17 protein-coding genes and 1 pseudogene are annotated in these 19,242 nt (G+C 63.7%); 13 read left to right on the top strand and 5 right to left on the bottom strand.

What is annotated here, in order from left to right:
* Positions 1-68: 68 nt before the first annotated feature.
* The 3 genes from IF103_RS23960 (at position 69) to IF103_RS23950 (ending at position 3,701) form a co-directional block, all read left to right on the top strand.
* A complete protein-coding gene (locus tag IF103_RS23960) occupies positions 69-635 on the top strand; it encodes an antibiotic biosynthesis monooxygenase (protein WP_023382998.1) in 567 nt (188 codons plus the stop codon).
* Between the two features lie 38 nt (positions 636-673).
* The gene (locus IF103_RS23955; protein ID WP_023382997.1) at positions 674-1,492 is read left to right on the top strand and encodes an alpha/beta fold hydrolase; all 819 of its coding nucleotides are present in this window, start codon (positions 674-676) and stop codon (positions 1,490-1,492) included.
* A 370-nt stretch (positions 1,493-1,862) separates the two neighbouring features.
* Positions 1,863-3,701, top strand: a complete 1,839-nt coding sequence (locus IF103_RS23950) for an amidohydrolase (RefSeq protein ID WP_104882325.1) — start codon at positions 1,863-1,865, stop codon at positions 3,699-3,701.
* An 85-nt stretch (positions 3,702-3,786) separates the two neighbouring features.
* Here IF103_RS23950 and IF103_RS23945 read toward each other — a convergent pair whose 3' ends face one another.
* Entirely contained in the window at positions 3,787-5,049 is a 1,263-nt protein-coding gene (locus IF103_RS23945; protein ID WP_027907843.1) for an OprD family porin, read from the bottom strand.
* 128 nt (positions 5,050-5,177) lie between these two features.
* Positions 5,178-6,089 carry a LysR substrate-binding domain-containing protein gene (locus tag IF103_RS23940; protein ID WP_023382994.1) on the bottom strand — a complete coding sequence of 304 codons (912 nt, stop codon included), beginning with the start codon at positions 6,087-6,089 and terminating at the stop codon, positions 5,178-5,180.
* Between the two features lie 133 nt (positions 6,090-6,222).
* On the opposite strand from IF103_RS23940, the gene ycaC reads away from it, so the two are divergent.
* Positions 6,223-6,852, top strand: coding sequence for an isochorismate family cysteine hydrolase YcaC (gene ycaC, locus IF103_RS23935; protein ID WP_023382993.1), 630 nt, complete (start codon positions 6,223-6,225; stop codon positions 6,850-6,852).
* A gap of 56 nt (positions 6,853-6,908) precedes the next feature.
* Here the strand turns inward: ycaC and IF103_RS23930 are convergent, their stop codons facing one another.
* Positions 6,909-7,466, bottom strand: coding sequence for a WYL domain-containing protein (locus IF103_RS23930; RefSeq protein ID WP_023382992.1), 558 nt, complete (start codon positions 7,464-7,466; stop codon positions 6,909-6,911).
* Positions 7,467-7,671: 205 nt separating this feature from the next.
* Here IF103_RS23930 and IF103_RS23925 point away from each other — a divergent pair, with 205 nt between their 5' ends.
* The 8 genes from IF103_RS23925 (at position 7,672) to IF103_RS23890 (ending at position 16,455) form a co-directional block, all read left to right on the top strand.
* The gene (locus IF103_RS23925; protein ID WP_104883122.1) at positions 7,672-8,466 is read left to right on the top strand and encodes a tetratricopeptide repeat protein; all 795 of its coding nucleotides are present in this window, start codon (positions 7,672-7,674) and stop codon (positions 8,464-8,466) included.
* A 155-nt stretch (positions 8,467-8,621) separates the two neighbouring features.
* Entirely contained in the window at positions 8,622-9,074 is a 453-nt protein-coding gene (locus tag IF103_RS23920) for a MarR family winged helix-turn-helix transcriptional regulator (protein WP_023382990.1), read from the top strand.
* Positions 9,071-11,158 carry an FUSC family protein gene (locus IF103_RS23915; protein WP_104883123.1) on the top strand — a complete coding sequence of 696 codons (2,088 nt, stop codon included), beginning with the start codon at positions 9,071-9,073 and terminating at the stop codon, positions 11,156-11,158. The genes IF103_RS23920 and IF103_RS23915 overlap by 4 nt, the downstream gene beginning before the upstream one ends.
* Positions 11,155-11,367: a DUF1656 domain-containing protein gene (locus IF103_RS23910; protein WP_023382988.1), complete on the top strand. Its 213-nt coding sequence runs from the start codon at positions 11,155-11,157 to the stop codon at positions 11,365-11,367. The genes IF103_RS23915 and IF103_RS23910 overlap by 4 nt, the downstream gene beginning before the upstream one ends.
* Positions 11,364-12,239, top strand: a complete 876-nt coding sequence (locus tag IF103_RS23905) for an efflux RND transporter periplasmic adaptor subunit (RefSeq protein ID WP_023382987.1) — start codon at positions 11,364-11,366, stop codon at positions 12,237-12,239. The genes IF103_RS23910 and IF103_RS23905 overlap by 4 nt, the downstream gene beginning before the upstream one ends.
* Positions 12,236-13,654 carry an efflux transporter outer membrane subunit gene (locus IF103_RS23900; protein WP_023382986.1) on the top strand — a complete coding sequence of 473 codons (1,419 nt, stop codon included), beginning with the start codon at positions 12,236-12,238 and terminating at the stop codon, positions 13,652-13,654. Before IF103_RS23905 ends, IF103_RS23900 begins: the two co-directional genes overlap by 4 nt.
* A gap of 333 nt (positions 13,655-13,987) precedes the next feature.
* The gene (locus tag IF103_RS23895) at positions 13,988-15,916 is read left to right on the top strand and encodes a cytochrome c/FTR1 family iron permease (RefSeq protein ID WP_027907202.1); all 1,929 of its coding nucleotides are present in this window, start codon (positions 13,988-13,990) and stop codon (positions 15,914-15,916) included.
* A gap of 86 nt (positions 15,917-16,002) precedes the next feature.
* Entirely contained in the window at positions 16,003-16,455 is a 453-nt protein-coding gene (locus IF103_RS23890) for a YaiI/YqxD family protein (protein ID WP_023382984.1), read from the top strand.
* 94 nt (positions 16,456-16,549) lie between these two features.
* Here the strand turns inward: IF103_RS23890 and elbB are convergent, their stop codons facing one another.
* On the bottom strand, positions 16,550-17,218 hold the full coding sequence (gene elbB / locus IF103_RS23885; protein ID WP_023382983.1) for an isoprenoid biosynthesis glyoxalase ElbB: 669 nt from the start codon (positions 17,216-17,218) through the stop codon (positions 16,550-16,552).
* A 94-nt stretch (positions 17,219-17,312) separates the two neighbouring features.
* On the opposite strand from elbB, the pseudogene IF103_RS25065 reads away from it, so the two are divergent.
* Positions 17,313-17,909 (top strand): annotated as a pseudogene (locus tag IF103_RS25065) (sterol desaturase family protein); the annotation flags it as partial.
* Between the two features lie 549 nt (positions 17,910-18,458).
* On the opposite strand, the gene IF103_RS23875 reads toward IF103_RS25065, so the two are convergent.
* Complete coding sequence (locus IF103_RS23875) at positions 18,459-19,103, bottom strand: DedA family protein (protein WP_162144444.1); 645 nt, start codon at positions 19,101-19,103, stop codon at positions 18,459-18,461.
* Between the last annotated feature and the right edge of the window lie 139 nt (positions 19,104-19,242).

The raw sequence follows: 19,242 nt of genomic DNA, 5'->3' as shown, positions 1-19,242 counted from the left end.
CCCATCCAATCCTCAGCCCGTCCGCCGTTGCACAGTGGATGCGGGCAAGCTCATCCCAAGGAACGCCGATGAACACCGCATTCCAAGACAACCGCAACGTGGTGACCCTGGTCATCCAACACAAGGTCCGCGCCGAGTCGCTGGCGGGCTACGAGGCGTGGCTAAAGCGCACGGTCAGCACCGCGCGCCGTCAGCCGGGGCACCTGGATGTCAATGTCATTCGCCCCGACGACGGTGGGCGCCACTTCACCACCGTGGTTCGCTTTGCCGATGCCAGTCTGTTGCAGGCCTGGGTCAACTCGGCCGAACGCCAGGCGCTGGTCGAAGAGGTGCTGCCGCTGCTCGAAGACGGTGACCACACCCAGGTCCACGAAGATCCCGAGTTCTGGTTCACCCCGCCCAGCACCAGCGTTGCACCGCCGCCGCGTTGGAAGCAGGCGCTGCTGACCTACCTGGTGATCTGTCCGATGACTCTGGTCATTCCTCAACTGCTGGCACCCTTGTTCGCGCACTTCCCGCTGTTGGGCGGCCGGGTTACCAGCAACCTGATCGTCAACCTGTTCGTCATCCTGCCCGTGGTGTTCTACATCATGCCTTGGGTAACCCGCCGCTGCGCCAAGTGGCTGCGCGGCTGATTCACACCTCACCTGCAGACTTTCAAGGAGATACCGACATGAGCACACTCGTCACCCGCGATGGCACTTCGATCTATTACAAGGACTGGGGCAGCGGCAAGCCTGTACTGTTCAGCCACGGTTGGCCGCTGGACGCCGACATGTGGGATTCGCAGATGGAGTACCTGGCCAGCCGTGGCTACCGTGCCATCGCCTTCGACCGTCGAGGGTTTGGCCGCTCCGATCAGCCGTGGACCGGTTATGACTACGACACCTTCGCCGATGACATCGCACAACTGATCGAACACCTCGACCTGCGCGAGGTAACCCTGGTGGGCTTCTCGATGGGCGGTGGCGATGTCAGCCGCTACATCGCCCGTCACGGTAGCGCGCGCGTTGCCGGCCTGGTGCTGCTGGGGGCGGTGACGCCAGTGTTTGGCAAGATCGAAAGCAACCAGGAGGGTGTCGACCTTTCGGTGTTCGAAGGCATCAAGGCTGGCCTGCGCGCCGATCGCGCACAGTTCATCGCCGACTTCGCCACGCCATTCTATGGCCTGAACCATGGGCAGCAGGTATCTCAGGGCGTGCAGACCCAGACCCTGAATATCGCCCTGATGGCGTCGATCAAGGGCACCCTCGATTGCGTGACGGCATTCTCCGAGACCGACTTCCGTCCGGATATGGCCAAGATCGATGTGCCAACCCTGGTAATCCACGGGGATGACGACCAGATCGTGCCGTTCGAGACCACCGGCAAGCGTGCCGCGGAACTGATCCGTGGGGCCGAGTTGAAGGTGTACAGCGGTGCACCGCACGGCTTTGCGGTGACCCATGCGCAACAGCTGAACGAAGACCTGCTGGCGTTCCTGCAGCGCTGAAGGCGGGGCCGCTGTGCGGCCCATCGCCAGCGAGTCGGCTCCCGCATCGATCGTGTCGTCACTGGGATCCGCGGGAGTCGGCTTGCCGGCCAAAGGGCTGGGGCAGGCGGCACGAATCCGAGTGGTTGCTAGTCTTCAACCACTTCACCGCACATCCATCCAATCCTTAGCCCGGCGCGAACCGGCATGCTCGGCAGTCGCCTGCCGCCCCAGCCAGACGGAGAAGACCATGTCCCAGGACCCCAACGACAAGACCCGTCGCCAGTTCATCGCCACCAGCACCCTGCTCGGTGCCGCTGGCGCGCTCTGGTCCGCATTGCCCTTCACCGGCCAAGCCGGTTCCGCTCACGCATCGACCCAAGGAGGTTCCATGATCGCCGACCTGATTCTGTTCAACGGCAAACTGCACACCGTTGACCGCGAAAAGCCCACCGCGACTGCCGTCGCCATCAAGGATGGCCGCTTCATCGCCGTGGGCAACGACGCCGAGGCCATGGCCCACAAGGGCTCCGCCACGCAGATCATCGACCTCAAGCAACGCACCGTGATCCCCGGCCTCAATGACTCGCACCTGCACCTGATCCGAGGTGGCCTGAACTACAACCTCGAACTGCGTTGGGAAGGCGTGCCATCGCTGGCCGATGCCCTGCGCATGCTCAAGGATCAGGCCGAGCGTACGCCAAGCCCGCAGTGGGTGAGGGTGGTGGGCGGCTGGAACGAATTCCAGTTCGCTGAAAAACGCATGCCGACCCTGGAGGAAATCAACCAGGCCGCACCCGACACCCCGGTGTTCCTGTTGCACCTCTACGACCGTGCGCTGCTCAATCGCGCAGCGCTCAGGGCCGTGGGCTACACCAAGGATACGCCGAACCCGCCAGGTGGCGAGATCCAGCGCGACAAGTTCGGCAACCCGACCGGCATGCTGATCGCTCGTCCCAACGCCACTATCCTGTATGCCACCCTGGCCAAGGGGCCGAAGCTGCCGCTGGAATACCAGGTCAACTCGACCCGTCAGTTCATGCGTGAGCTCAACCGCCTGGGCTTGACCAGCGCCATCGATGCCGGCGGTGGTTACCAGAACTACCCGGACGACTACCAGGTCATCCAAGAGCTGGCCGACAATGACCAGTTGACCGTGCGGATTGCCTACAACCTGTTCACCCAAAAGCCCAAGGAAGAGCTGGCGGACTTCAAGAACTGGACCACCAAGGTCAAGCCGGGCGACGGCACGGACTTCTTCCGCCACAACGGTGCCGGCGAAATGCTGGTGTTCTCCGCCGCCGACTTCGAAGACTTCCTCGAACCGCGCCCTGACCTGCCGCAGACCATGGAGCAAGAGCTCGAACCGGTGGTGCGTCACCTGGTTGAGCAGCGTTGGCCGTTCCGCCTGCACGCCACCTATGATGAGTCGATCTCGCGCATGCTCGACGTGTTCGAGAAGGTCAACCGCGACATCCCGTTCAACGGCCTGCCGTGGTTCTTCGACCATGCCGAAACCATCTCGCCGAAGAACATCGAGCGCGTGCGCGCCCTGGGCGGTGGCATCGCGATTCAAGACCGCATGGCCTTCCAGGGCGAGTATTTCGTCGACCGCTATGGCGCCAAGGCCGCCGAGAAGACCCCGCCGATCCAGCGCATGCTGGCCGAAGGTATCCCCGTCGGGGCCGGTACCGATGCGACCCGCGTGTCCAGTTACAACCCATGGACCTCGCTGTACTGGCTGGTCAGCGGCAAGACCGTTGGAGGCCTGGAGTTGTACCCCGAAGGCCTGAGCCGCGAGACCGCACTGCAGTTGTTCACCCATGGCAGCGCCTGGTTCTCCAGCGAGCAGGGCAAGAAAGGTCAGATCAAGGTCGGCCAGCTGGCAGACCTGGCCGCACTGTCGCTGGACTTCTTCAGCGTCGAGGAAGAAGCCATCAAAGGGATCGAGTCGGTGCTGACCATCGTCGATGGCAAGGTGGTGTACGGCGCGGCAGAGTTCGACAAGCTCGGCCCGGCGCAGGTGCCCGTGCTGCCAGAGTGGTCGCCAGTGGCCAAGGTGCCAGGGCACTGGCGTGCCGGCGCGCCAATGGCGGCGGCCTTGCACCAGTGCGTTGGCCCATGTGGGGTGCATGCCCACAGTCATGAGAAGGCTCGCCATTCCAGTGTGCCGGTCAGTGACTTCCAGGGCTTCTGGGGAGCGTTGGGTTGTTCGTGCTTCGCGTTCTGAGGTAAGCGGGGGCCATCAGGGCCCCCTCCGTTGGCAACCTGGCGCCTATACGATCTTGTAGGTGCCGGCTTGCCAGCGATTCAGTTCAGAAAACCCCTTTGAGCGGGTATTCGATGATGAGGTACAGGCGGTCGATATCGTCGCCCGCCTGGGCCTCGTTGGCGCGATGGCTGACGTGGGACAGCGACACGCCGAGGTCCTTGGCAGCGCCGGACTGCACCACGTACTTGAGGTCCAGGTCACGCTCCCAGTGGCGCCCTCCTTTGCCCTGTTGCGACACATAGGCACCCGCCGCCGGAGCATGGCTGCCATCGATGCCGCGCCCGCTGACGTAGCGCCCCATCACGCTCAGGCCCGGCACACCGAGGGTGGCGAAATCCAGGTCGTAGCGCAGTTGCCACGAGCGTTCGCCGGGTCCGTTGAAGTCTGCATACTTGATCGAGTTGGCGAGGTAGATGGAGTCGCCGCCGACGAAGTCGAACGGGGTGTCGCCCTCGACCTTCTGATAGGCAAGGGTCACGGCCTGGGCGCCGGCTCTGTACTTGGCCGCCAGACTGTAAGCCAGGGTGTCGATGTTGCCTGCACTGGCTGCACCGGTATCGCGGGTGTGATAGAGGTTGCCGTCCAGCCGCCAGCGGCCTTCCGCCAGGTTCAGGTTGAGGTAGGCCTGGTTCCAGGTGTCCTGCAGCTGCGAGGCGAACAGTGCTCCGCCAAACGGACCGTTGGGGGCGAAAGTGACACCCGCCAGGCTGATCGCGCGCCCATGGGTGCTGGCGCCGTAGCCGGCGAAGTCGTCGTGCGTCGAACTGTTGTCTTGATTATTGAACGCGGTGAATCGCCCGGCTTGCACGCGCCAGTCGGTTAAGTCGGTGTTTTCCAGTAGCCAGCCTGTGGCGTACTCCGGGTGCAGGCGCTTATCGCCGGTATCGAACACTGGCGTTTCCACTGTCATTTCGCCATAGCGCAGCACGGTGTTGCCCAGGCGCATTTTCAGCGCAGCGCCTGCGCTGGAGTAGTCAGACTCAGCGCGCCCGTCGCTGTCTCGGGGCAACAGACCCGTGCCGGCGTGACCGCGTCCACCGTCGAGCTTGAGCCCCAGGAAACCGTGGGCATCCACACCGAGGCCGACCGTGCCCTCGGTGAAGCCCGAGCGAATTTCACCGATGAAACCCTGGGCCCATTCCTGGCGATAGCTTTGGCCGCTGGGTGACGGCGAGCGGAAGTCACTGTGCAAGAAATAGTTGCGGCTGAGCAGTGACCAGCCTGGCTCGTCGGCCAGTGCAAAAGCAGGGCCGAGGGCGGCGAAGGCGATCAGCAGGGCGCGAGGAGGTAAGGTTCCGTTATGCATGAGCCGGGACTGTGCACCAGCGACGCGTGAGGTTCTTGTATGGGTGTGCTGGCCTCATCACGGGCAAGAGGCATCGGGCCGCTCCCGTAGGAGCCTGCTTGCCGGCGATAAGGCCAGGGGAACCCGAATCAAGCCATGTCGCTGGCCGCGAACTCTTCCGCCAGATGATCGATCAACGACCGCACCGAAGGCAGCAAGCCCCGCCGCGACGGGAAGATCGCGTGCACGATACCGCAGCGCGGGTGCCACTGCGGCAGCAACTCCACCAGCCGCCCCTCGGCCAGGTCCTCGCGCACCGCTACCCGTGGCAAGTGGGCGATACCCACGCCAGCCACGACGAAGTGGCGTAGCGCGAACAAGTCGTCAGTGACCATGCGCGGTGTATGCGGGATCACCAGGCTGTGCGTCATGTCCTCGCCCTGGAACAGTTCCCACTGATACTCGCGCTGGGCGCTGCCCCAATGCAGGCTGGGAAGTTCGCCGAGTTTTCGCGGGTCGAAGCCCTCTGGCAGTTGTTCCAGAAAGGCTGGGTGCCCGACCAGGCACTGGGTGCTGTTGCTCAGCACCTTCATCACCATGTCGGTGTTCTCCAGCGGTGGAAAACGCACGCGCAGGGCGACGTCGAAACCTTCATGAAGCAGGTCGACGCGGCGGTTGGTGCTCTCGATGAACAGCTCCACTTGCGGGTACTTGAGCATGTAGCGGGTCAGCATGGGGCCGACCCAGGAGTTGAGCAGCGTGGTCGGGCAGCTGATGCGCACCAGACCGCGTGGTTCGCTGCGGTTGCGTTCGATGATCTCCGCTGCGCCTTCGGCCTCGACCCGCATGGCCAGGCATCGGTTGTAGTAGGCCTGGCCGATCTCGGTCAGCGAACAGTGCCGGCTGGTGCGGTGCAACAAGCGCACACCCAGGCGGTCCTCAAGGTCGGCGATGCGCCGGCTGAGCTTGGATTTGGGCATGTCCAGCGCTCGCCCTGCGGGAGCGAATCCACCGTGCTCGACCACTTGGGTGAAGTAGTAGAGGGAGTTGAGGTCTTCCAATGATCGTTCTCCAAATGGAACGCTAAGGGCAATTTTCGCAGTCTACCGCGCCAAAGGTGATGAATCTAATCTTTGCTCATCAACGCGAAACACCCCACTTACTGAAGATCAGAACCCCTTAGGAGCGACGACCATGACCCAGTTCAAATACAACCGCCTGAACAAAGACGACGCTGCCGTGCTGCTGGTCGACCACCAGGCTGGCCTGCTGTCCCTGGTGCGCGACATCGAGCCGGACACGTTCAAGAACAACGTGCTGGCCCTGGCGGACCTGGCCAAGTTCTTCAACCTGCCGACCATTCTCACCACCAGCTTCGAGCAAGGCCCCAACGGCCCACTGGTACCGGAACTCAAGGCGCTGTTCCCGGATGCCCCGTACATTGCCCGCCCTGGTCAGATCAACGCCTGGGACAACGAAGACTTCGTCAAGGCGGTGAAGGCCACCGGCAAGAAGCAGCTGATCATCGCTGGCGTGGTGACCGAAGTGTGCGTGGCGTTCCCGGCGCTGTCGGCCCTGGAGGAAGAATTCGATGTGTTCGTGGTGACCGACGCTTCGGGCACCTTCAACGAGATGACCCGCGATGCTGCCCACAACCGCATGAGCCAGGCGGGTGCGCAAATGATGACCTGGTTCGGCGTGGCCTGTGAGCTGCACCGCGACTGGCGCAACGACATCGAGGGTCTGGCGGCGCTGTGCTCGAACCACATCCCGGACTACCGCAACCTGATCACCACCTACAACGCCCTCACCGCCGGCAAATAACGCCAAAGCGCTTGAAGGATGAGGCCGGCCCCTGTCGCAGGGGCCGGCTTTTTCGTTCAGCCCTGGTAGCGCGCTGCTGCCTTGTTCAAGGTGTTGGCAACTTCCTGCCGCAATTCGATCGGCAGCTCCACTTCGATCTGGTCGCCCTGGCTCAACAGCCACCATCGCAGCGGCCAGCCATCACTTAAGGTGGCCTGCAGCCGGTGCCCCTGGTCGAGGGCTGTCAGTCGCATGTCGGCACACAGCGGGGACTCACGCAGTTGGCGTGCCAGCGTGTCGCTGATCCATAGTTGCACTTCCAGGCCATCGCCCTGTGGCGGCTGCAAGGCATCGCCACGCAGGTACCCTTGCAGATCGAAGTTGCCGCGCAGGTCGCCCACGGGATTGGCCGACCAATGCCAACCGAACGGAATGCTCTTGTCATTGCGCTCAAGCGGGAAGATCAGCGACAGCTCGTTAAGGTCGCGCTCGACCGTGCGCTTGCTGACATTGAAGCCTACATCACGCAGGCGCCAGACCAGTTCGGCGCTGGTGGTTCCGGGGGAGCGGCTGGGTAGCTGGCGCAGCAGCGCCCACTGACGGCTAAGGGTGGCGCGGGTGGTGGCGAACGGCAAAAGAAACGTCCTTGTCTAGGCTTGCCGCACTAGGATGGCGGCACGGGCGCGGCATGGCAATTGGCCATTGGTTGATCAGATCAACGATTGTGCATTTGGTTGCCTGTGCTTGAATCGTTCGCGACAGGTTCTGTCGTGGTGTCGCGCAGAATCACGCCTCATCACAGCCGAGGTCGGGACTGTGGGTCGTTCAATGAGGATGAACATGTCTGCTGCCAGCAATATCCATTCGCTGCTCGCCCGTCTTCTGCCTGAGCGGGTCTTCTCGTCTCCAATCCCCGCCCAGAGGCGGCTCCGTCAGTTCGCAGGCGTTGGGATGCCCAGCCAACGGGCGTTACTGGTCAGCCGTCTGGACGAAGCGGTCGACGTGCAAGTGGTGTACGACGATCTCCGGCGTCAGGCATTGCAAGGGAATGTTGCCGCACTCAATGACCTGGGCTGGATCTGGCTCAACGGCAAGTACTGGCACGCCGATACCGATCTGGCCGGACACCTGCTGCGCATGGCGGCATTGCAGGGTCATCCGGTGGCCTGGTTCAACCTCGGGCAGCAGCATTATTTCGGCAAGGGCGTCGCGACCTCCTACGTGCAAGCAGCCGAGTGCTATCGACAGGCGTTCGAGCGCGGCGTTTTGCAGGCTGCCGCTGCGCTGGCCGATCTGTACGAGGAAGAGGTCTGCGATGAGCAGTTGGCCTGGCAGGTCGACTTTCCCCAGGCCTACCAGTGGTTTCTTCGGGGGGCCGAGCAGGGTGAGGCGCGCTGTCGGTTCGAGGTGGGGTACCGGCTGCTGCATGGCTTGACGGTGGCGCGCGATGTGAAGGCGGCCTTGTACTGGCTGGAGCTGGCGGCGGCGGCGGGGGTGATGCAAGCGGCCGAGGAGCTGGCCGTACATTTCAGCCGCAGCGACAGTGCGCGTTACCTCGACTGGCGCGACCGAGCGGTGCGATTGGGCAGTAGCCTGGCGCTGGCGATGAAGCTGGAGGACCAGGTACAGACCTGATCCGCCCGGCTTGGCGGCGATATCCCGAGCAGGCCCGGGGAACTGCCGAATAAAAAACAATTCATCCAGGCTGTCCGTCGCCCACGGTTGACGACAGGGGGAGGGCGAAGCGTATATTGATAGTTAGCAAACTATGAATATGTTCGGTTTCTCTCATGACGCTCGATGCACTGCACCTGAAAGTCAGTAGCGGTATGGTCGTGGCCGCCCGCCATTGGCGGCGGATCTGCCATGCCGCGCTGACCAGCTACGGCATTTCCGAGGCCTGTGCCGCGCCTTTGCTGATGATCGTGCGCCTGGGCGATGGGGTGCACCAGGTGGCGGTGGCTCAGGCTGCGGGCCTGGAAAGCCCGTCGCTGGTGCGCCTGCTCGACCAGCTGTGCAAGGCCGGCCTGGTGTGCCGCAGCGAAGACCCCCTGGACCGTCGCGCCAAGGCCTTGAGCCTCACGGCTGAAGGTCGCGCACTGGCCGAGGCCATCGAAACCGAGCTGGTGCGTCTGCGTCGCGACGTACTGCACGGCATCGACCAGGCAGATCTTGAAGCCACCCTGCGGGTGCTGGGCGCGTTCGAGGCTGCTGGTCTGGGCACGGTCGGCGGGGTGGCATGAACGGTTTCTTCAGCTCAGTGCCCCCGGCCCGCGACTGGTTCTACGGCGTGCGTACCTTTGCCGCGTCGATGATCGCACTGTACATCGCTCTCTACATGGAGCTGCCACGCCCCTACTGGGCCATGGCCACGGTCTACATCGTCTCCAGTCCCTTCGTCGGTCCGACCAGTTCCAAGGCGCTGTACCGTGCCTTGGGTACCCTGCTTGGGGCGGGCGGGGCAATCTTTCTGGTGCCGCCGCTGGTCCAGTCGCCCTTGCTGTTGAGCACCGCTATCGCGCTGTGGACCGGCACCCTGCTGTTCCTCTCGCTGAACCTGCGCACCGCCAACAACTATGTGCTGATGCTGGCCGGCTACACCTTGCCGATGATCGCCCTGGCGGTGGTCGACAACCCTACGGCGGTGTTCGACGTGGCCTCTTCACGGGCACAGGAAATCTGCCTGGGTATCGTCTGTGCAGCGGTGGTGGGCGCAATCTTCTGGCCTCGCCGCCTGGCACCGGTGGTGGTCGGCTCGACCGGCAATTGGTTCAACGAAGCGATCCGCTACAGCGATACTTACCTGGCGCGCGAAGCCGCCGCCGACAAGGTAGGCGGCATGCGGGCTTCCATGGTGGCGACTTTCAACACCCTGGAAATGATGATCGGCCAGCTCGGCCACGAAGGCGCCGGGCCTCACACCCTGAAGAACGCGCGTGAATTGCGTGGGCGGATGATCCACCTGCTGCCTGTGATCGATGCCCTGGACGATGCCCTGGTCGCCCTCGAAGGTCGGGCCCCGGCACAGTTCGCTCAATTGCAGCCGGTGCTCGGCGCGGCCCGCCAGTGGCTCGAAGGGACCGCCAAGGACGCCTCGCTGGCCCGCTGGACCGTCTTGCATGAACAGATAGATCGCCTGCAACCTAGCGCAGCGGCGCTGGATCAGCGCGCCGAGTTGCTGCTGTCCAACGCGCTGTATCGCCTGACCGAGTGGGTCGACCTCTGGCAGGATTGCTGCGCCCTGCAGCATGCCCTGCGTCTGGATGACGCCACGCCTTGGCGTGCCACCTACCGTCATTGGCGCCTGGGTCGCCTGACCCCGTTCTTCGACCGTGGCCTGATGCTCTATTCGGTGTTCTCCACCGTGACCGCGATCATCGTCGCCAGCGGCCTGTGGATTCTGCTGGGCTGGAACGATGGTGGCAGCGCGGTGATCCTTGCTGCCGTTGCCTGCAGCTTCTTCGCCGCCATGGACGACCCCGCGCCGCAGATCTACCGGTTCTTCTTCTGGACGCTGATGTCGGTGATTTTCTCCAGTGTCTACCTGTTCCTGGTGCTGCCCAATCTGCACGACTTCCCGATGTTGGTACTGGCCTTTGCCGTTCCGTTCATCTGCGTCGGCACGCTGACGGTGCAGCCGCGCTTCTATCTCGGCACCTTGCTGACCATCGTCAACACCGCGACCTTCATCAGCATCCAGGGCGCCTACGACGCGGACTTCCTGACCTTCATCAACGCCAACCTGGCCGGCCCCGTTGGCTTGCTGTTCGCCTTCATCTGGACCCTGCTGCTGCGTCCGTTCGGCGTGGAACTGGCCGCCAAGCGCATGACCCGGTTCGCCTGGCGCGACATTGTCGAGATGACCCAGTCGGCGACCTTGGCCGAACACCGCCAGGTCGGCGTGCAGATGCTCGACCGCCTGATGCAGCACCTGCCGCGCCTGTCGCAGACCGGACAGGACAGCGGCGTGGCGCTGCGTGACCTGCGCGTGGGCCTGAACCTGCTCGACCTGCTGGCCTACATGCCCCGTGTCGGCCCACAGGCCCGCGAGCGGCTTGAGACGGTGATCCACGAAGTCGGTGCCCATTACGCCGCCTGCCTGCGCGCCAACCGCCGCCTGCATGCGCCAGCAGAACTGCTGCGCAGCATGGAGTACGCCCGCCAGGGCCTGGCGCTGGACGAGCACAACGACCGTGGCGATGCCCGCGTGCATCTGCTGCACGCCCTGAGCGGCCTGCGCCTGGCCTTGTTGCCGGGTGTGGAGGTCATGCTCGAACCAACCGAACAACCGCAACTGCCCGAAGGCATCGATGGAGCGCCCCTGTGATCGGTGATCTGGATATCAGCGGGGTATTCCTGCCCACGCTGCTGGTGATGATGGTGTTCACCTACTTGCTGTTCCTGGGCGTGCACGCCGTGCTGGTGCGCCTGCATTTCTACCGCCTGGTCTGGCACCGGGCGTTGTTCAACGTTGCCCTGTATGCCGTGCTGCTGGGCGCGGTCGACCACTTTTGCCGAAACCTGATGCTGCCATGAAAAAACCTTTGCTGACCCTGGGCCGCGTGGTCCTGACCTTGCTGGTAGTGAGCTTCGCCGCCGTGCTCGTGTGGCAGATGGTGGTGTACTACCTGTTCGCCCCCTGGACCCGCGACGGCCATATCCGCGCCGACGTGATCCAGATCGCCCCAGATGTATCGGGGTTGATCCAGAAGGTCGAGGTGCGCGACAACCAGGTGGTCAAGCGCGGCGACGTGCTGTTCACCATCGATCAGGACCGCTTTACCCTGGCCTTGCGCCAGGCCAAGGCGACCCTGGCCGAGCGTTCGGAAACCCTGGCCCAGGCCTCCCGCGAGGCGCAGCGTAACCGCAAGTTGGGCAACCTGGTGGCGGCCGAGCAGTTGGAAGAAAGCCAGTCCCGCGAGGCCCGTGCCCGCTCGGCGGTGAACGAGGCCCAGGTGGCGGTCGACAGCGCCCAGCTCAACCTCGATCGCTCCGTGGTTCGCAGCCCTGTGGACGGGTACCTCAACGACCGTGCGCCGCGAAATCATGAGTTCGTCACTGCTGGCCGCCCAGTGCTGTCGGTGGTCGACAGTGCCTCGTACCACGTCGATGGTTACTTCGAGGAAACCAAGCTCGGTGGCATCCACATCGGCGATGCCGTGGACATTCGCGTGATGGGCGACAACACCCGTCTTCGCGGCCATGTGCAGAGCTTCGCCGCCGCCATCGAAGACCGCGACCGCAGCAGCGGTGCCAACCTGCTGCCTAACGTCAACCCTGCGTTCAGCTGGGTACGCCTGGCCCAACGGATTCCGGTGCGTATCGCCTTCGACGAAGTGCCGGAAGACTTCCGCATGATCGCCGGTCGCACCGCGACCGTCTCGATCATCGAGGGCCAGCGCCCATGAAACAGTTGATCCTGGCCGGTTTGTGCCTGTCTCTGGGTGCCTGCATGATGGTTGGCCCGGACTATGACGTGCCGAAGGACGCGGCACTGCAGCGCCGCGACCTCAACGGCCCGTTGCGCCAGGATGCCGACAGCGTGGTATCGGCGCCGGTGCCCGAGGACTGGTGGCAGCTGTATCAGGATCAGCGGCTCAATGCGTTGGTGCGCCAGGCGTTGAGTGCCAACACCGAGCTGCGCGTGGCGGCGGCCAACATCGCCAAGGCCCGTGCCCAGGTTGAAGTGGCTGAATCGCAGGGTGGTTTCAATGGGGGGGTGAAGCTCGGCGCGCAGCGCTTGCAGGAGTCCGGCGAAGCGTTCCTGCTGAGTGAAAAAGTGCCGGTGGCCAACATCGGCGAAGCGATCATCAGCGCGTCCTACCAGTTCGACCTGTGGGGTACCTTCAAGCGAGGTACCGAAGCGGCCAAGGCCAATGCCGACGCCGTGCAGGCCGCTGCCGATACCGCCCGTATCACGCTGGTGGCCGATGTGGTCAAGGCCTATACCCAGGTGTGCTCGGCTAACGAGGAGTACCACATTGCCCGTGAGTCGCTGGATTTGCAGCAGCAGAGCGTCGAGCTGAACCAGCGCCTGCGCGATGCTGGCCGGGGTGACGAAACCCAGGTGACCCGTTCGCAAACCCAGTTCAAGTCGTTGCGCGCCGAGTTGCCGCGCTTCACGGCCGAGCGGGAGACGGGCTTGTACACCTTGGCGGCGCTGCTGGCCAAGCCGGTCGACCAACTGCCGGCCGGGACGGCCGATTGCGCGGAATTGCCGCACCTTGCCCAGCGGGTGCCGGTGGGTGACGGCGCCGCACTGCTCAAACGCCGCCCCGACGTGCGTCAGGCGGAACGTCAGCTGGCTGCTGCAACGGCCAACATCGGCGTGGCCACCGGCGCGTTGTACCCGGACATCAGCATCGGCGCCCAGGTCGGCACCATCGGCATTCTTGAGAATCTTGGCGAACCTGCAACCAACCGCTGGGGCTTCGGGCCACAGGTCAGCTGGACCATTCCCACCAACGGCACCCGCGCCCGCATCCGCATGGCCGAAGCCTCGACCCAGGCGGCACTGGCGCACTTCGATGGCGTGGTGTTGAACGCTATCCGCGAGACCCAGACGCGGTTGGCCCAGTACAGCGCGCTGCTTGATCGTCGAGATGCCCTGGCCGAGGCTGAAAAGTCGGCCAAGGAAGCGGCTGAACAGACGCACCGGTATTACCTGGCTGGACGTGAGTCGTTCCTGGCGGATTTGCAGGCGACACGGACCTACACCGACATGCGGGCGCAGTTGGCGGCAGCCAACAGCCAGGTGGTGTTGGGGCAGATTGGGGTGTTCCTGGCGTTGGGTGGTGGATGGAAGGATACCGGCAAACAGTAATGGCTTGACCACTTGTAGGCGCACTGCCTTGGTCAATTTCTACAAGCTGGCGAGATTCATGTGGCTACAGGTTACGCCGCTTCATGGCGGTCGCGCGCGGGCAGGCTGCTGTCTGGCCGGGTCTACTGTACCTCGGGTCTCACTTCGTGCATGACTGCCACTCCAATCCATGGGACGAAGAGGAAGGGCAGGGCATTCCCCACCGCCTCTGGAAGCATGCGACGAATTGATCGCGCAATGAGCTATCGCCGCCTGTCGGTCTTACAGAGTTGTCACAAGATTTTTCATGAAATCCGCCGAGAAACCTTGAGTGAAATAGAGTGGAAGTGAACAATGTTCTCTTTCGCATTCCCTTCGAGACTGCCCATGAAACATTCCCGTCTGCTTGCCTGGCTCTCGTGGCCGGTGCTGGCGCTGTGCAGCACCTTGGTATTGGCCGGTGCGCCCGCCGAGGCGAGCAAGGCCATGCATCTGCTCGACTACCTGAGCGCTGACTACCCGCCGACCGTGCGCGACGGCAACGTGGTCGACGAGAGTGAATACCGCGAGCAACAGGAGTTCAGCGCGGTGCTGGCGGAGCTGGTCAAAGGTTTGCCGGCCAATGCCGAGCAGGCCGCATTGGCGCAGGGTGTACAGACCCTGCGCCAGGCCATCGACCAGCGCCAGGATGGGGCGGTGGTCGCCAAGCAAGCGCGTCAGCTGGGCGCTCGCCTGGCTGTTGCCTATGAGGTCAGCCAAGCTCCGGTGATTACCCCGGACCCTGCACGTGGCGCATCGCTGTACGCGCAGAACTGCTCGATCTGCCACGGTGACACCGGCGCGGGCGATGGTCCGGCCGGGGTGGGACTGGAGCCACCTCCCGCCAACCTGCGCAGCGCCGAGCGCCTGGATCGGTTGAGCCTGTTCGACCTTTACAACACGCTAGCACTGGGTATCGACGGCACCGAGATGCCCTCCTTCGCCGACCAGCTCGATGACCGTCAGCGCTGGGATGTGGCTGCGTACGTCGCCAGCTTCACCGCCGACCCGCAGGCTGCCAAGGGCGGGAAGACCTGGAACCTGGCCGATCTGGCCCGCCAGACGCCAGCGGAAGTCGCGGCCAGCCAGGGTAGCGACGCCGTCGCGGCGTTCCGTGCCCAGCGTGCCCAACCACCACAGGTCAAGCGTGGCCCGGCGCAGTTGCTCGAGTACACCGCCAGCACGCTGGACAAGAGCCTGGCGGCTTACCGCGAAGGTGATCACGATCAGGCCTATGACCTGTCGGTCGCTGCCTACCTGGAAGGCTTCGAGCTGGTGGAAAGCTCGCTGGACAACATCGATAGCCAAGCGCGCAAGGAGACCGAAAAAGCCCTGATGGCCTACCGTCAGTCGTTGCAGGATGGCGTACCGGTGGCCCAGGCCGAACAGCGTCTGGTCGAGGCCAAGACCAAGCTCGACCAGGCCGCCAAGCTGCTGGGCAGCGATGGCCTGAGCTGGTCGTTGAGCTATATCTCCGGGTTGCTGATTCTGCTGCGTGAGGGCATCGAGGCGATTCTGGTGCTGGCGGCGATCCTCGCTTTCCTGCGCAACACCGGCCAGCAGTCGGCGGTGCGCAGCGTCAACGTCGGTTGGGGCCTGGCGTTGGCCGCGGGCTTCGCGACCTGGGCGTTGGCAGCGTATGTGATCGACGTAGGCGGCGCACAGCGCGAGCTGCTCGAAGGCAGTACGGCGCTGTTCGCCAGTGTCATGGTGTTGTGGCTTGGTGTGTGGATGCATGACCGCCGCCACGCCGCCGCATGGCAGAACTACATCAAGAGCTCGCTGGTCAGTGGCGGTGGGCGGTTTGGTTTCGCGGTGCTGGCGTTCTTCTCGGTGTACCGCGAGCTGTTCGAAGTGATCCTGTTCTATGAAACCCTGTGGTTGCAGGCAGGCCCGGCGGGTCACCAGGCAGTGCTGGCCGGTGGCGCCACGGCACTGGTGTTGCTGATGGGGTTGGCCTGGGTGATTCTGCGAGGTTCGGCGAAGCTGCCGCTGTCGCTGTTCTTCAGTATCAACGCCGCGCTGTTGTGCGCGCTGTCGGTGGTGTTCGCCGGGCATGGCGTGAAGGCGCTGCAAGAGGCTGGCGTGCTGGGCACACGGCCAGTGTCGTTCTTCGAGTTCGATTGGCTGGGGATTCATGCCGATGCCTATTCGCTGGCGGCGCAGGTGGTGGCGGTGATGGCTATCGTTGTGTTGTATGGGCGCAGTCGCCTGGCCGAGAAGCGCCGGGCCGCGGCGAGCTGACTACAGTGTGGGCCGCTTCGCGGGTTTACCCAGGAAAGGGCCGGACCTGACACAATGCCGACCTCACAGAAGATGGGACAAGTTGCATGCGTGTATGGATCGATGCCGACGCCTGCCCCAAGGCAGCCAAGGACCTGATCGTCAAATTCGCCCTCAAGCGCAAGATCGAGGTGGTGATGGTGGCTGGCCAGGCCGTGGCCAAGCCGGCCTTCGCCCTGGTGCGGCTGATCGTGGTGCCAAGCGGTATGGATGCGGCGGACGACTATCTGGTCGAGAATGCCGTGCCCGGCGAACTGGTCATCTGCAGTGATGTGCCGTTGGCCGACCGCTTGATCAAGAAGGGCGTGGCCGCGCTCGACCCCAGGGGGCGCGAGTTCGATGAGCGCAACATGGGCGAGCGGCTGGCAGTGCGCAACCTGTTTACCGAGTTGCGTGAGCAAGGACAGGTAGGGGGCGGGCAAGCGCCCTACGGCGAGAAGGAAAAGCAGGCATTTGCCAATGCGCTGGACCGGATTTTGACGCGTTTGTCGAAAGGGTAGTGGGTCCAATGGCCGGCGAGCCGGCCCCTGCAGTCACCGCAACGGTGGAGGGGCCGGCGCACTGGCGATCGCCTGTGAAGCAGGCGCAAGGCGCTTACTGCTCGCCTTCGTGGGTCAGCTCCAGCACCCGGTCCACCAGCTTGTAGATACCGCCCGCCGCTTCGCTGATCGATTGGGCCAGCATGTAGGCCGGGGTGGTCACCAGCTTGCGCTGGGTGTCTTCGACGATGTCGTGCACATCGCACTCTTCATGGGTCCCGCCCATCTTCGCCACCGCCGCAGCGGTGCCGGCATCGTTGCCAATGGTGCAGACCACGCCAGGGCCATAGATCTTGGCCGCCAGGGCGGGCGAAATGCAGATCAGGCCAACCGGTTTGCAGGCGTCGGCAAAGGCTTCGGCCAGGGCCAGCACGTCCGGATTGACGGAGCAGTTGGCGCCCTCGACGGCAAAGTTCGAGAGGTTCTTCGCCGCGCCGAAACCGCCCGGTACGATCAGCGCGTCGAAGTCTTCGACCTTGGCTTCGCGGATGTCCTTCACCTCACCACGTGCGATGCGCGCCGACTCAACCAGCACATTGCGTGACTCGGGCATTGCCTCGCCAGTCAGGTGGTTGATCACATGCATCTGCGCAATGTTCGGCGCGAAGCACTGCACCTGCGCTCCGCGCTGGTCGAGGCGCAGCAGGGTGATCACGCTTTCATGGATTTCGGCGCCGTCGTAAACGCCACAGCCGGAAAGAATCACCGCTACTTTTTTCGTCATGCTCATTACTCCAGTGTCGAGGCGCTAAATGTCCTCTAGTTTGGCAGATGTCGCCATAGGGTTTCCTGTGGCCGCGGCCTAATCTCTTCAGATCATGCCGGAGCCGTTGCCCATGGACCTGATTCTGCTGGCCGTGCCGTTCTTCTTTGTGCTGATCGCTGTCGAACTGGTGGCTGACCTGGTGCGTGGCCAACGCAATTTCACCGTGGCCGACTCGATCAACAGCCTGAGCACGGGGGTGCTGTCGACCAGCACCGGGCTGCTGACCAAAGGGGTTGGGCTGGTGACCTACGCCGTGGCCTGGGAGCACCTGGCGTTGCTGCGTTTGCCAGAGCAGGCCGGGTGGGTATGGCTGCTGGCATTCGTGCTGTATGACCTGTGCTACTACTGGCTGCACCGCCTGGGGCACGAGCGCAACGTGCTGTGGGCGGCCCATTCGGTGCATCACCAGAGTGAGGAATACAACCTCACCACCGCCCTGCGCCAGACCAGCAGCGGTTTCATTTTTTCGTGGGTCTTCTACCTGCCTCTGGCCTTGGTCGGCGTCCCGCCGGTGGTGTTCATCACCGTAGCGTCGCTGAATTTGCTGTACCAGTTCTGGGTGCACACCCGGCACATACCTAAACTGGGTTGGCTCGAGTGGGTGCTGATCACGCCATCCAACCATCGCGTCCACCATGCGCAGAATCCTGCTTACTTGGATCGTAACTATGGCGGCGTGTTCATTCTCTGGGACCGCTTGTTCGGTACCTTCAAGGAGGAAGACCCGGCCGAGCCCGTGGTGTTCGGCGTGACCACGCCACTGGCCAGCTGGAATCCGTTGTGGGCCAACCTGCAGTTCTACGCCCAGCTTTGGCACGATGCATGTCGCACCCATCGCTTTTGGGACAAGCTGCGCATCTGGTTCATGCCCACTGGCTGGCGGCCGGCCGATGTCGCGGCTGGTTATCCACAGGCCAAGCAGGACCTGGCGTCGTTTCGCAAGTTCGACGTGGTCATCGGGCGTGCGCAACAGCGCTACGTGGTGGCGCAGTTTGCGGTGCACGTCGCGTTGGGCAGTTACTTGATGGGGGTGGCAGAGCAGGTGACGACTGGCGCCCTGGTGCTGGGCTGGTCGGTAATGGCGTTTGGTTTGTTCGTGCTGGGCGCGATGCTGGAAAACCGCCGCTGGGCGCCGCGTCTGGAACTGGCGCGCCTGGTCTGCAACGTACCGGCGCTCTACCTGGCTGGCGTGCTGGGCTTAGCGCCGGTCACGGTGCTGGTCTGGGGCCTGCTCCTGGCCTACAGCTTGGCCTGCCTCTGGGCCCTGGCCATTTGCCGCCGCCTTGCGCTCGGCACGCAGGGTGCGGAACCGTCGGCGCAGCCACAACAGGCCGCCCAGCACCAGCAGGCCGCCAAGCACCCATAGCTCGTACTTCTTCACATTGCCCAGCAGGCCTTCGAGGATGGCGCCGAAGTGATAGGCGGCCGCGCCCAATGCCAGGGCCCAGACCGCAGCACCGATGCCGTTGAGCAGCAAGTAGCGGCGCGGCGGGTAGCCGGACAGCCCGATCGCTACCGGCATGACCGTACGCAGGCCATACACGAAGCGGAAGCTCAGCACCCAGATGTCGGGATGTCGGCGAATGTGGTCCAGCGCTCGGTCGCCCATGGCCTGCCAGCGGGGCTTGCGCGCCAGAATCTTGCGGCCGTGGCGACGGCCCATGAAGTACCACAGCTGGTCGCCAGCGTAGCTGCCGAAGAACGCGGTCAGCACGACCAGGTTGATGTCCATGTAACCGCGGAACGCAAGGAATCCCGCAAGCACCAGGATGGTCTCGCCTTCGAAGAAGGTGCCAAGAAAGAGGGCGAAGTAGCCGAAATCCTGCAGGAATTGTTGAAGCATTTTCTGAGGTGCTGGCGAAATGAACGCGCAGCCTACCCCTTCGCGCGCATTCGTGAAAGTGTCCAAATGTGTCTCGACGTGAACAATCCCTGTGCGGACAATGCCTGCGGCCATAAGTCGCGACTTGCCTTGGTATGTA

The organism is Pseudomonas sp. SK2, from assembly GCF_016772395.1.
GTDB lineage: Bacteria > Pseudomonadota > Gammaproteobacteria > Pseudomonadales > Pseudomonadaceae > Aquipseudomonas > Aquipseudomonas taiwanensis.
This window is presented reverse-complemented; position numbering and strand designations above follow the sequence as displayed.

Coding starts and splice junctions, on each gene's coding strand:
- IF103_RS23950 (WP_104882325.1), top strand. CDS start 1,863: ATGATCGCCGACCTGATTCTGTTCAACGGCAAACTGCACACCGTTGAC.
- IF103_RS23945 (WP_027907843.1), bottom strand. CDS start 5,049: ATGCATAACGGAACCTTACCTCCTCGCGCCCTGCTGATCGCCTTCGCC.
- IF103_RS23900 (WP_023382986.1), top strand. CDS start 12,236: ATGAAACAGTTGATCCTGGCCGGTTTGTGCCTGTCTCTGGGTGCCTGC.
- IF103_RS23955 (WP_023382997.1), top strand. CDS start 674: ATGAGCACACTCGTCACCCGCGATGGCACTTCGATCTATTACAAGGAC.
- IF103_RS23960 (WP_023382998.1), top strand. CDS start 69: ATGAACACCGCATTCCAAGACAACCGCAACGTGGTGACCCTGGTCATC.
- elbB (WP_023382983.1), bottom strand. CDS start 17,218: ATGACGAAAAAAGTAGCGGTGATTCTTTCCGGCTGTGGCGTTTACGAC.
- IF103_RS23925 (WP_104883122.1), top strand. CDS start 7,672: ATGTCTGCTGCCAGCAATATCCATTCGCTGCTCGCCCGTCTTCTGCCT.
- IF103_RS23890 (WP_023382984.1), top strand. CDS start 16,003: ATGCGTGTATGGATCGATGCCGACGCCTGCCCCAAGGCAGCCAAGGAC.
- IF103_RS23875 (WP_162144444.1), bottom strand. CDS start 19,103: ATGCTTCAACAATTCCTGCAGGATTTCGGCTACTTCGCCCTCTTTCTT.
- ycaC (WP_023382993.1), top strand. CDS start 6,223: ATGACCCAGTTCAAATACAACCGCCTGAACAAAGACGACGCTGCCGTG.
- IF103_RS23905 (WP_023382987.1), top strand. CDS start 11,364: ATGAAAAAACCTTTGCTGACCCTGGGCCGCGTGGTCCTGACCTTGCTG.
- IF103_RS23895 (WP_027907202.1), top strand. CDS start 13,988: ATGTTCTCTTTCGCATTCCCTTCGAGACTGCCCATGAAACATTCCCGT.
- IF103_RS23920 (WP_023382990.1), top strand. CDS start 8,622: ATGACGCTCGATGCACTGCACCTGAAAGTCAGTAGCGGTATGGTCGTG.
- IF103_RS23915 (WP_104883123.1), top strand. CDS start 9,071: ATGAACGGTTTCTTCAGCTCAGTGCCCCCGGCCCGCGACTGGTTCTAC.